This is a genomic window from Providencia rustigianii DSM 4541 (assembly GCF_000156395.1).
In the GTDB taxonomy this organism is placed as follows: domain Bacteria; phylum Pseudomonadota; class Gammaproteobacteria; order Enterobacterales; family Enterobacteriaceae; genus Providencia; species Providencia rustigianii.
The window spans coordinates 169,876-181,410 of record NZ_GG703818.1 but is presented as its reverse complement, the minus strand read 5'-3'; the positions used below and the strand labels follow the sequence as shown (position 1 = coordinate 181,410).

At 43.3% G+C, this 11,535-nt stretch carries 10 protein-coding genes and 1 pseudogene; all 11 read left to right on the top strand.

What is annotated here, in order from left to right; genetic code table 11:
• The first annotated feature begins 315 nt into the window (after positions 1–315).
• The 11 genes and pseudogenes from pstS to hemN all read left to right on the top strand — a co-directional run bounded on the left by pstS (position 316) and on the right by hemN (position 11,531).
• Positions 316–1,359 (top strand): phosphate ABC transporter substrate-binding protein PstS, encoded by a 1,044-nt coding sequence (gene pstS / locus PROVRUST_RS05925; RefSeq protein WP_006813826.1) that lies wholly within the window; start codon positions 316–318, stop codon positions 1,357–1,359.
• 110 nt (positions 1,360–1,469) lie between these two features.
• A complete protein-coding gene (gene pstC / locus PROVRUST_RS05920) occupies positions 1,470–2,426 on the top strand; it encodes a phosphate ABC transporter permease PstC (RefSeq protein WP_006813825.1) in 957 nt (318 codons plus the stop codon).
• A gap of 1 nt (position 2,427) precedes the next feature.
• A complete protein-coding gene (pstA, locus tag PROVRUST_RS05915) occupies positions 2,428–3,309 on the top strand; it encodes a phosphate ABC transporter permease PstA (RefSeq protein ID WP_039854598.1) in 882 nt (293 codons plus the stop codon).
• A gap of 36 nt (positions 3,310–3,345) precedes the next feature.
• Positions 3,346–4,122 (top strand): phosphate ABC transporter ATP-binding protein PstB, encoded by a 777-nt coding sequence (gene pstB, locus PROVRUST_RS05910; RefSeq protein ID WP_006813823.1) that lies wholly within the window; start codon positions 3,346–3,348, stop codon positions 4,120–4,122.
• Positions 4,123–4,135: 13 nt separating this feature from the next.
• Positions 4,136–4,849: a phosphate signaling complex protein PhoU gene (phoU, locus tag PROVRUST_RS05905; RefSeq protein ID WP_039854596.1), complete on the top strand. Its 714-nt coding sequence runs from the start codon at positions 4,136–4,138 to the stop codon at positions 4,847–4,849.
• Positions 4,850–5,113: 264 nt separating this feature from the next.
• Positions 5,114–5,956, top strand: a complete 843-nt coding sequence (locus PROVRUST_RS05900) for an ABC transporter substrate-binding protein (RefSeq protein ID WP_006813821.1) — start codon at positions 5,114–5,116, stop codon at positions 5,954–5,956.
• 76 nt (positions 5,957–6,032) lie between these two features.
• Positions 6,033–6,785 (top strand): amino acid ABC transporter permease, encoded by a 753-nt coding sequence (locus tag PROVRUST_RS05895; RefSeq protein ID WP_006813820.1) that lies wholly within the window; start codon positions 6,033–6,035, stop codon positions 6,783–6,785.
• Between the two features lies 1 nt (position 6,786).
• Positions 6,787–7,538 (top strand): annotated as a pseudogene (locus tag PROVRUST_RS05890) (amino acid ABC transporter permease).
• 187 nt (positions 7,539–7,725) lie between these two features.
• On the top strand, positions 7,726–9,060 hold the full coding sequence (locus PROVRUST_RS05885; protein WP_006813817.1) for an NCS2 family permease: 1,335 nt from the start codon (positions 7,726–7,728) through the stop codon (positions 9,058–9,060).
• Between the two features lie 362 nt (positions 9,061–9,422).
• On the top strand, positions 9,423–9,941 hold the full coding sequence (yihI, locus tag PROVRUST_RS05880) for a Der GTPase-activating protein YihI (protein WP_006813816.1): 519 nt from the start codon (positions 9,423–9,425) through the stop codon (positions 9,939–9,941).
• 216 nt (positions 9,942–10,157) lie between these two features.
• Positions 10,158–11,531, top strand: a complete 1,374-nt coding sequence (gene hemN / locus PROVRUST_RS05875) for an oxygen-independent coproporphyrinogen III oxidase (RefSeq protein ID WP_006813815.1) — start codon at positions 10,158–10,160, stop codon at positions 11,529–11,531.
• Positions 11,532–11,535 lie beyond the last annotated feature (4 nt).

Here is an 11,535-nt window from a genome sequence, read left to right as displayed (position 1 = left end):
TAGAAAGATAGAAAGATAGAAAGATAGAAAGATAGAAAGATAGAAAAATAGAAAAAATTTTTGTCATTTATGACAATATGTCATGGTCATTTTTAAAACTGTAATATTCACATGCTCACTTATAATTAATTGAAAAATAATGGAATAGTTATTTTTCTTTCTCGATTTTCCTTTCTCTTCGTCGATAAAATCCTCAAATGTCATAAAACTGTCATAAATGTGACATGTTGCCGTAACTAAATTGTCCTATTTTCCCTACCGTGACATACACTTTAATTTACTACTTGATTGTTTCTATACATCCCCGGAGGGATTATGAAAATGATGCGTACCACCCTAGCAAGCGTAATGGCAGCAACTTTATCTATGACTGCAATGTCTTCTTTTGCTGCCACCAGCCTGACCGGAGCTGGCGCGACATTCCCTGCTCCTGTTTATGCTAAGTGGGCAGATTCTTATCAAAAAGAAACAGGCAACAAAATTAACTATCAGGGGATCGGTTCTTCTGGTGGCGTAAAACAAATTAATGCAAAAACTGTCGACTTCGGTGCATCTGATGCGCCATTAACAGATGAAAAACTGAAAGAAGACGGTTTGTTCCAATTCCCAACGGTAATTGGCGGTGTGGTTTTAGCGGTTAATGTAAAAGGCATTCAATCTAACCAACTGGTGTTAGATGGTGCAACTTTAGGTGATATCTACCTAGGTAAAATCACAAAATGGAATGACCCAGCCATCGTCAAGTTAAACCCGAATGCTAAATTACCTGACCAAAACATCGCGGTTGTTCGTCGTTCAGATGGTTCAGGTACTACGTTCGTATTCACTAGCTACTTAGCGAAAGTCAGCTCAAGCTGGAAATCAGATGTTGGTGCAGGTTCCACAGTTAACTGGCCGAAAAACAGCGTAGGCGGTAAAGGTAATGATGGTGTTGCAGCCTTCGTTCAGCGTCTCCCAGGCTCAATTGGTTACGTAGAATATGCTTACGCAAAACAAAATAATCTTGCGTATACTAAGCTAATCTCTGCGGATGGCCAGCCAGTATCACCGACTGGTGAAAGCTTCAGCGCAGCAGCGAAAAAAGTTGATTGGTCAAAATCCTTTGCACAAGACCTGACTAACCGTGAAGGTGCGAATGCGTGGCCAATTACTTCAACCACATTCATCTTAGTTCATAAGCAACAAGCGGATGCGGTGAAAGGTAAAGCAGCTCTTGATTTCTTCAACTGGGCTTACGAAAAAGGTGGTAAACAAGCAGAAGCATTAGATTATGCAGTTTTACCTCAAGAAGTCGTGACCGCAGTACGCGCAGCATGGAAAACAGAAGTTAAAGATAGCCAAGGTAAATCACTGTTCTAAGTGAGCCTCGGGTTGGAAAATGGTAAGCGGATGTTGAGGAACAGCATCTGCTTATTCACCGTAGTAACGTAACCCTACTGTGAAGTAGGTATGGAATGAGAACAAAGCGCATGGCCGAAAAAATAACGGCATTTAAAGCCCCAAGCAAATCGGGTGACGTGATTTTTAGCGCACTGGTAAAGATTGCCGCGCTAATTACTCTCCTCATGCTCGGCGGTATTATTGTTTCCCTCATTTTTGCATCCTGGCCAAGTATGCAGAAGTTTGGGTTTTCGTTTTTGTGGAACAAAGAGTGGGATGCTCCTGCTGAGCAATTTGGTGCATTAGTACCAATCTACGGCACCATTGTTACCTCATTGATTGCTCTGATCATCGCCGTACCCGTCAGTTTTGGTATCGCGCTGTTTTTAACAGAGTTAGCACCTAACTGGTTAAAACGTCCATTAGGTATTGCGATTGAGCTCCTCGCTGCAATCCCAAGTATTGTTTATGGTATGTGGGGGCTTTTCGTCTTCGCTCCATTATTCGCAGAATATTTCCAAGAACCTGTCGGCAACGTGATGTCGAGTATTCCTATTGTTGGGGAGCTGTTCACTGGTCCGGCATTCGGTATTGGTATTCTTGCGGCAGGTATTATCCTCGCTATCATGATTATTCCTTACATCGCCTCTGTTATGCGTGATGTGTTTGAACAAACTCCTGTGATGATGAAAGAGTCAGCCTACGGTATTGGTTGTACTACATGGGAAGTGATTTGGAATATTGTTTTACCTTATACCCGTAATGGGGTTATCGGGGGGGTGATGTTGGGCTTGGGTCGTGCACTCGGTGAAACCATGGCCGTCACATTCGTCATCGGTAACACTTACCAGCTCGATAGTCCTTCATTGTTTATGCCGGGTAACAGTATTACCTCTGCACTGGCGAATGAGTTCGCAGAAGCGGAAAGTGGTTTACATACCGCTGCGTTAATGGAACTTGGTTTAATTCTATTCGTAATTACCTTCATCGTTCTGGCGATTTCCAAACTGATGGTAATGCGTCTTGCGAAGAATGAGGGCCGCTAGTATGTCAACATATGAACCTATCGCCGTTAACCAGCAAGAACGTGCTCGCCGCCAAGCGTGGCGTCGCCAAATCAATAGAATGGCGCTGGTTATCTCCATGCTCACAATGGCATTTGGCCTGTTCTGGTTAGTTTGGATCTTATACTCAACAGTAACCAAAGGGATTGATGGTATGTCCCTCAATCTGTTTACCGAAATGACTCCGCCGCCCAATACGGAAGGTGGGGGTCTGGCAAACGCCATAATGGGAAGCGGTTTATTAATCCTGTGGGCAACAGTGATTGGTACACCATTAGGTATTTTAGCGGGTATCTATTTAGCGGAATATGGTCGTAAATCATGGCTAGCTTCTGTTACCCGTTTTATTAACGATATTTTGTTATCTGCGCCCTCGATTGTGGTGGGTTTGTTCGTCTACACCATTGTGGTCGCTCAAATGCAGCACTTCTCCGGTTGGGCTGGTGTGATTGCGCTGGCATTACTGCAAATTCCAATTGTTATCCGTACGACAGAAAACATGTTGAAGCTCGTACCGGATAGCCTACGAGAAGCTGCTTATGCTCTGGGCACACCGAAGTGGAAAATGATTTTATCGATTACATTAAAAGCATCTGTATCTGGGATTATCACCGGTATTTTGCTGGCAATCGCGCGTATTGCGGGGGAAACCGCACCGCTGCTGTTTACTTCTCTGTCGAACCAATTCTGGAGCACCGACATGAGCGAGCCAATTGCTAACTTACCCGTGACGATTTTTAAATTTGCGATGAGTCCATTCTCAGAATGGCAAGATCTGGCATGGGCAGGGGTTCTTCTAATCACCTTATGTGTCCTGTTAATCAACATTATTGCGCGTGTAGTGTTTGCACAGAAAAAACACTAATCCCAGACGAATAAAGATTTATAGAGAGAAGTAACCATGATTAATGCAAACGACATTACAAACAGTAAAATTAAAGTTCGTGACCTTAACTTCTTCTATGGCAAGTTTCACGCCCTGAAGAATATCTCTTTGGATATTGAAAAAAACAAAGTCACCGCGTTTATCGGTCCATCAGGTTGCGGAAAATCAACTTTGCTGCGTACTTTCAATAAAATGTACGAATTGTATGGCGAGCAGCGCGCTGAAGGTGAAATTTTACTGGATGGCCAAAACATCCTAACGGACAAGCAAGATATTGCATTGCTACGTGCTAAAGTCGGAATGGTGTTCCAGAAGCCTACGCCATTCCCAATGTCTATTTATGACAATATCGCGTTTGGTGTACGTCTGTTTGAAAAATTATCTCGTGTGGAAATGGACGAGCGAGTGCAGTGGGCGCTGACAAAAGCCGCATTATGGAATGAAACCAAAGACAAGCTACACCAAAGCGGTTACAGCCTTTCTGGCGGACAGCAGCAACGTCTGTGCATTGCTCGTGGTATCGCAATTCGTCCAGAAGTTTTATTACTCGATGAGCCATGCTCCGCTTTGGACCCAATTTCAACTGGGCGTATCGAAGAGCTGATCACTGAATTAAAATCAGAGTATACCGTGGTGATTGTGACCCACAACATGCAACAAGCCGCACGTTGCTCTGATTACACGGCATTTATGTACTTGGGTGAGTTGGTTGAGTTTAATAATACCGACAAAATGTTTACCACCCCAGAAATGAAACAAACTGAAGATTATATTACTGGCCGCTACGGTTGATATGGAGCCGACGATGGATACGCTGAATCACAACAAACATATATCAGGGCAGTTCAACGCTGAACTGGAACATATCCATACTGAGTTGATGACTATGGGAGGGCTGGTAGAAGAACAGCTCACCAAGGCGATCACTGCGATGCATAATCAGGATGAGGCCCTAGCGCGAGAAGTGATTGCCAATGACCACAAAGTCAACATGATGGAAGTGGCAATCGATGAAGAATGCGTCAAAATCATTGCAAAACGCCAACCAACGGCGAGTGACTTACGCTTGATTATGGCAATATCTAAAACCATCGCTGAGTTGGAAAGAATCGGTGACGTGGCCGATAAAATTTGCCAAACCGCACTGGAAAAATTTTCCCATCAGCATCAGCCATTATTAGTTAGCCTAGAATCATTAGGTCGCCATACAGTCCAAATGCTTCACGATGTTTTAGATGCATTTGCGCGTATGGATTTGGAAGAAGCTATCCGAATTTATCGTGAAGATGAAAAGGTGGACCAAGAGTACGAGGGAATTGTTCGTCAGTTAATGACTTATATGATGGAAGACCCGCGCACCATACCTAGCGTATTGACGGCACTATTTTGTGCGCGCTCCATTGAACGCATCGGCGATCGCTGCCAAAACATTTGTGAATTTATTTTTTACTATGTTAAAGGTCAGGATTTCCGCCATGTGGATGGGGATAATTTAGACAAGATGCTTACCAACAAATAAAAAATGTATTTCGTCGAGTAGTGGCTAGATTGGCGGTATTTGGCTTAGCCACTACTCGTGCTTACCATCTTTCTTCTTGGCTCAATAAGAGTCTTAATCTTGCTTCATTTTAGGGGTCACTCCGATGGATATTCACCCCTTTTTTTATATCTCCATATATTCCAAATTGATATAAATATATTATTTAATATTATTTCAAGTGCTAAGAAATAGTTGATAGCTTGTGATGGTCGATTTACAAAAATTTACCGTTAGGGGTATTCAATGAAAGCTCGTATTCTTACTTCCGCACTTTTAGTTGCAGGTCTGGCGCTGACAGCGAATGTCGCTAGCGCAGACAAATTAGATGATATTAAACAAGCGGGAGTGATCCGCATTTCAGTTTTTGACAGTAATCCCCCATTCGGATTTATTGATCCTAAAACCAAAAAACTAGCCGGTTATGATATCGATATCGCCCAAGCGATCGCCGATGACCTTGGTGTAAAATTAGAACTACGCCCAACCAACCCTGCCAACCGTATTCCACTACTAACCTCTGGTAAAGTTGACCTGATCGGCGCTAACTTCACGATCACCGACGAACGTGCAAAGCAGGTGGATTTCTCCATTCCTGATTTTGCGACAGGACAAAAATTTATTGCCCGTAAAGGTGTACTGAAAACCCCTGAAGATATTGCTCCTCTGCGTATTGGTGCGGATAAAGGTACTGTGCAGGAAGTGACTCTGCGTGAACGTTTCCCAAATACCAAAGTCATTTCATATGATGATACTCCACAGGCCTTTGCTGCACTGCGTAATGGTAATGTCCAAGCGATCACTCAAGATGATGCCAAACTGGTGGGTTTATTAGGTAACTTACCGGAAAAAGTCAAAGCTGATTTTGAAATATCGCCTTTTAGCCTGACAAAAGAGTATCAAGCACTGGCAGCAAGCAAAGGGGAAACTCGCTTAGTTGAAAGCGTGAATGAAACATTGCTGAAACTGGAAAAACAGGGCAAAGCGAACGAAATCTATAACCGTTGGTTTGGACCTGAAACTAAAGCCGCTCAACCTCGCGGAGAGTTTAAATTTGCACCACTGAGTCAGCAGCAACCTCAATCTTAATCATTATTGGTTGTTGAGATTTTCCAAACACCCCTGCCAATCACGCAGGGGTTGTTAGTTATGTAGAGGCACAATTATGTTTGAGACATTTTTTAGCGGTGACTTCTGGTCTGCGCATCTCTTAGCACCACAATATTTAGAGTGGTTTGGCTATGGCTTTTTGCTGACAGTCTGGATTTCCGTCTGCACGATTATTGCAGCCACACTATTAGGTTTCATTGTTGCCTCTGCAAGAGATAGCCAAATTGCCCCATTGCGCTGGTTTGTGAGCGCGTATATTTCAATTTTCCGCAACACGCCATTATTGGTGCAGCTCTTTTTTTGGTATTTCGCCTCAGGGGAAATTTTACCTGCATCGATGATGGAATGGTTGAATACACCCCATGAAGTCCACTTTTTTGGGGTGATGCTAAGCTGGCCATCATTTGAATTTTTAGCTGGGTTTGTTGGATTGACACTGTACACCGTGCCATTTATTGCTGAAGAAGTACGTTCTGGTATTCGTGGTGTACGCCAAGGACAAAAACAAGCGGCATTCGCGCTGGGCTTAACGTCATGGCAAGCGATGAAGCTGGTGGTTTTACCGCAAGCGGTCAAAATTGCCCTACCACCATTACTCGGACAGTATATGAATGTGGTAAAAAACTCCTCGTTGACGATGGCGATTGGCGTTGCTGAACTGTCATATGTTTCGCGCCAAGTAGACAGCCAATCCTTACAAACATTTGCCGCCTTTGGTTTGGCTACCGTGTTGTACATCGCAATCATTGCGTTGATGGAAGGTTGGGGACAGTGGCGACAACAACGTAATTTGGCTCAGGGGGTATAAAATGGATTTTTCAGTCATAGAAGATAACTGGCAGTATTTGCTGTTTGGCGCTTATCCTGATGGGCCTCTAGAAGGGGCGGCTTTAACCTTAATAATGAGCTTAGTGGCGGGTGCAGCTTCGGTTGTATTGGGTACATTAGGTGGTATTGCATTAGCCATGTTGCGCGGTTTTTGGGTAAATTTGTTCGCTGCGGTTTAGGTTTTTTCCGCGCGATCCCCGTTATTATGCTGATTTTTTGGACATATTTTTTATTGCCAGTTGTACTCGGAACGGAGATCCCAGGGATCACAGCGGTAGTCTGTGCATTAGCGTTGATCACGTCTGCCTACTTAGCGCATGCGGTGAAAGCAGGCATTCTTGCTATAGGAAAAGGGCAGTGGCATGCGGGAATGTCTCTCGGTTTTAACCGCTGGCAAGTGCTAGGGTATATCGTCCTGCCTCAAGCGTTAAGAATGATGGTGCCGTCGTTTATTAATCAATGGGTGGCATTAATTAAAGATACTTCCCTTGCTTATATTGTTGGAGTGGCAGAGTTGTCATTCTTAGCTACCCAGGTGAATAACCGCGAAATGGTTTATCCGCTAGAAGTTTTTCTCTTTGTTGCATTTATCTATTTTGTTATGTGCTTATCGGTCGAAATTATAGCGAATCAAATAGCCAAAAAACTCAGTGATAAAAATGCAGTTCATCAGCGGTCAGCCAAACGAGGGCTATTATTTTGGCGACATCAAAAACTGATCGCACTGTCTTAGTGAATTGAAAAATGGCGGTATAATCGCCGCCATTAAATTCAACAATTGAATTTCCAGACAATTATCTTCATCTCTACAGTATCAGTTAGTTAGGACAAAATTGCCTATTAAAATGACGCAATCGTTTTCTTTTTCGTCATTTAGTTGTACCATTAGCCGAAAAAAACTTTTTTTAAGGCATGTTTAAATGAGTAATCAATCTTCTGGCTCTTCGCAACAACAGGGTCTGTTTCAGCGCGTGTTTAAATTACAAGAACACGGAACTACTGCTAGAACAGAAATCGTTGCAGGGTTTACCACTTTTCTGACGATGGTCTATATCGTCTTTGTTAACCCCCAAATTCTGTCTGTCGCGGGAATGGATATCAAAGCGGTATTCGTTACCACCTGCTTGATTGCGGCAATTGGTAGTATCTTTATGGGTCTGTTGGCAAATTTGCCAATCGCAGTCGCTCCAGCGATGGGGTTGAACGCCTTCTTTGCTTTTGTGGTGGTCGGTGCCATGGGATATTCATGGCAAGTGGCTATGGGAGCAGTGTTCTGGGGAGCGGTCGGCCTCTTTATTTTGACACTATTTCGCATTCGTTACTGGATTATCGCGAATATCCCTCTTAGTTTACGGGTGGGGATCACCAGTGGTATCGGTTTATTCATCGCCATGATGGGATTGAAAAACTCCGGTATTATCGTAGCAAACCCAGATACTTTAGTTTCAATTGGTAATTTGACTCACCATAACGTTTGGCTGGGTGCATTAGGCTTTTTCATCATTGCCATTTTAGCTGCACGTAATATTCATGCCGCAGTGTTAGTGTCTATCGCGGTCACAACATTGATTGGTCTGGCTTTAGGCGATGTAAAATATAGCGGTATATTCTCAATGCCGCCAAGTATTACCAGTGTGGTGGGGCAAGTTGAATTTGTTGCTTCATTTGACCTCGCGTTATCCGGCGTTATTTTCGCATTTATGTTAGTTAACTTGTTTGACTCCTCTGGCACCATGATTGGGGTTACCGATAAGGCGGGTATTACTAACGAGCGCGGTACTTTCCCCCGCATGAAACAAGCTTTATATGTTGATAGCTTAAGTTCTGTGGCTGGTTCTGCGATGGGAACCTCTTCAGTGACGGCGTATATCGAAAGCTCCTCTGGAGTTTCCGTCGGTGGTCGTACAGGTTTAACGGCAATTGTTGTCGGTGTTTTATTCCTACTGACCATGTTTATCTCTCCGCTGGCAGGCATGGTTCCTGCGTATGCAACGGCGGGTGCGCTGATTTATGTCGGGGTGCTGATGACCTCCAGCTTGACGCGGGTAAAATGGGATGATTTAACCGAATCCGTTCCTGCCTTTATCACTGCGGTCATGATGCCATTCAGTTTCTCAATTACTGAAGGTATTGCGCTGGGCTTTATCGCTTATTGTGCGATGAAAATTGGTACTGGGCGCTGGCGTGATCTGAGCCTGTGTGTAATTTTAGTGGCGGCGATGTTTTTGTTAAAAATGATCCTCGTTGACGCCTAATATTCGTCATACTTCAAGCTGTGGCGTTGTTGTCTTCTCTCGGCTACTCGGGTCACATACTTATGTATGCTCCCCGAGATAACCTCGATTGACGATTAGCCACAACTTGAATTAGTTAGAATATTGGTCAGGTGATCATTTTCTTTAGGTAAAAGCTATTTAGAAGATTAATACCCCCTCAGCTGGCTCTCCCTTTTTTGTTGCTTGCATGCAACTCAAATTATTTAAGGTATAATCATTAAGGTACTGCTGCGAATGCAAAGTGAGAGAAAATTCACCTAAATTGCAAAGTAGTGCTTTCACCGCTTAAGAGATCCTGCTAGATTCCGCAGCAGAAACTGATTTTATCAAGGTAGCAAACCATGAATTCACCAAAAAAACCAACCAGCAATCTGAAGAAAAAATACCGTAAGACAAAAGAAGAGATTAACGCGGAAGGTCGTGAGCGTAAGCGCGAGAAAAAACATCGCGGTCATAAGTCTGGTAGCCGTAACCAAGATGGCACTTCAAATGGTCAAAAAAATGGGCAAAATACTCAGGCCGACCCACGCCTAGGTAGCAAAAAGCCAATTCCATTAATTGTGGAGGGTAACCAGCCAGTTGCACGCCCTGTTGCGAAAGAAAAAGTCGTCGTTAAAGAAAAAATGACGCCAGAAAAAGAGCTGGAAATGCTAGAAAGTGATGACCGCTTAGATGGCTTACTGGCACGCCTCGAAGAGGGTGAAACCATCACTGAGCAAGAGCAAAACTATATCGAAACTTGCTTAGACCGCATTGATGAGTTGATGAAACTCCTCGGTATTGAATATGTGGAAGAAGAAGGTGACGAAGAGGAAGAAGAGAAGTTTGATGACATTATGCGCATCTTAAAAAGTAAATAATCTCTCCACCTCAATTTTCCTCCTGTAAATTACGGGAGGAAAATTATCACTATCTCCGCTAATCTTCTTTTTCTTTGATGTTGCATCAGATCTGTTTTTCCTAACATCGCTATAATCTTTTCGGTATAGACTCTTTACATAAATCGCCAAAAAATAATCTAAAGAGACATAATTAATAGTGATGCTTTCGAGCTTGTGGTCAATTGAGGAATATGAATGTCAGAGCAAAATATCGTTTGGGATCTTGCGTTAATCCAAAAATATAACTATTCGGGTCCACGCTATACCTCTTATCCAACAGCCTTAGAGTTTAATCAAGACTACGATGAGCAGGCCTTTATTGCAGCCACTCAGCGCTATCCTGAGCGCCCGTTATCTCTGTATGTGCATATTCCGTTTTGCCATAAACTTTGTTATTTCTGTGGTTGCAATAAGCTGGTGACTCGCCAAAAACATAAGGCGGATGAGTATTTACAAGTCATTGAAAAAGAAATTATTCAGCGAGCAGCATTACTTAAAAACCGTACCGTGACTCAGATGCACTGGGGCGGTGGTACACCAACTTACCTCGATAAAGCGCAAGTGAGCCACTTAGTTGGTTTACTGAAAAAACATTTCCATTTTGCACCGAATGCGGAGATGTCCATTGAAGTCGATCCCCGTGAAATTGAACTCGATATGATTGATCACCTACGTAGTGAAGGCTTTAATCGTTTGAGTATGGGGGTGCAAGATTTCAATAAAGAAGTGCAGATTCTTGTTAACCGAGAGCAAGACGAAGAGTTTATTTTCGCGTTAATCAAACGCGCAAAAGAAACTGGTTTCACCTCTACCAGTATCGATTTGATTTACGGTTTACCAAAACAAACGCCAGAAAGTTTTGCATTTACTCTGAAAAAGGTTGCCGAGTTAGCGCCAGACCGTTTGAGTGTTTTTAACTACGCCCACTTACCTAATTTGTTTGCGGCGCAGCGTAAAATCAAAGATGAAGACCTACCAACCGCAGAGCAAAAGCTGGATATACTGCAAGAAACCATTGCAACACTGACCTCGGATGGCTACCAATTTATTGGTATGGATCACTTTGCTCGTCCTGAAGATGAGCTAGCAGTGGCACAGCGTGAAGGAATTTTACACCGTAATTTCCAAGGTTATACCACCCAAGGGGACTGCGACCTATTAGGTCTCGGGGTTTCGGCGATCAGCATGCTGGGGGATAACTATGCCCAAAACCAAAAAGATTTAAAAACCTATTATGCGCAAGTGGAAGAAAAAGGGCATGCTCTCTGGCGTGGGTTGGTATTAACCGATGATGATTGCCTACGTCGAGATGTTATCAAAACCTTAATTTGTAACTTCCAACTGAACTTTGCTCAAATCGAAGCGCTTTATCCCATTGATTTTAAATCTTACTTTAAAGAAGATTTAGAGTTACTGAAGCCAATGGCGGATGATGGGCTGGTGGAAATCAGTGAAACGGGTATCACGGTCACGCCACAAGGGCGTTTGCTGATCCGTAATGTGTGTATGTGTTTTGATGTTTATTTACGGGGGCAGATGAGGCAGCGCCAATTCTCCCGTGTCATCTGAATAC